This window comes from Streptomyces sp. NPDC058650 (assembly GCF_042717315.1).
GTDB lineage: Bacteria > Actinomycetota > Actinomycetes > Streptomycetales > Streptomycetaceae > Streptomyces.
The window spans coordinates 1-1,046 of record NZ_JBHXRL010000098.1 but is presented as its reverse complement, the minus strand read 5'-3'; the positions used below and the strand labels follow the sequence as shown (position 1 = coordinate 1,046).

The 1,046-nt window shown below is 71.3% G+C and carries 1 protein-coding gene; it reads right to left on the bottom strand.

Translation table 11 applies throughout. The features are described 5' to 3' along the window. Window positions 1–71: 71 nt before the first annotated feature. Window positions 72–1,046, bottom strand: a 975-nt coding sequence (locus ACFWWU_RS37530) for a cation diffusion facilitator family transporter (protein ID WP_384153787.1), incomplete at its 5' end; no start/stop codon positions are given.

The following is a 1,046-nucleotide window of genomic DNA, read 5'->3' as shown; positions in this document are numbered from 1 at the left end:
CGCGCGCGCGTCTTGCCTCACGATAGCGAGCTGAGGCAGCACGGGGCAGGACCGCCGCGGCCCGGCGGGACTCAGGGAGCGGCAGCCGATCGCCCGGGCCGGAGCGGAGGGTTCGCGGGGTCGGAGAGCGTGAGGAGCGCGCGGCCCACCTGCCGGTGCTCCTCGAGCGCGTCTTCGAGCGCGTGCAGTTCTGCCGCGACATCCGCTTCGCCCCGATCGCCCACGAGGTCGACCGCCGCGATCACGAAGACCGTGTCGGGTCCCGTGTACTCGATGTGGAGGAAGGTGACGCGATCGATCTCCGGCCGCTCGAGCAGTTCGGCGAGCACCAGGTCGCGCGACTCCTCGTCGATCGCCTCGCCGAGGAGGAAGGCGCGGTTGCGGCCGATCAGCACGACCGCGACGACGCCGAGCAGCACGCCGACGAGGATCGAGCCGAGGGCGTCGTAGACGGGGGACCCGGTGACCTGGTGGAGCAGCACGCCGAGGAAGGCGAGCACGAGGCCGATGAGGGCCGCGGCGTCTTCGGCGAACACGGCCCGGAGCGTCGGGTTCGAGCTCTTCGCGACGTGCTCGATCGTGTGCAGGCTGCGTTCTCGCGCGGCTGCCCGCGCCTGCCCGTAGGCCCGCACGAACGAGATCGCCTCGAGCACGAACGAGACGGCGAGCACGACGTAGGCGACGCCGAAGTCGCTCGCCGGCTCGGGGTCGATCAACTCGGTGATGCCGTGCTGGATCGAGACGACCGCGCCGGCGGTGAAGAGCCCGAACGCGGCGAACATCGACCAGATGTAGGCGTCCTTGCCGAAGCCGAGCGGATGCCGCGCATCGGCCGGCTTCCGCGAGCGGCGCTCGGCGATGACGAGCAGGATCTCGTTGCCGGTGTCGGCCCAGGAGTGCGCGGCCTCAGCGACCATCGAGGCCGATCCCGTGATCGCCGCCGCCGCGGTCTTCGCGATCGCGATGAGGGCGTTCGCGATGAGCGCGATGACGACCGTGAGCAGGCTCTCGCCCGCGGTGTCGTCGTCGTCGGTGTCGCCCATGCC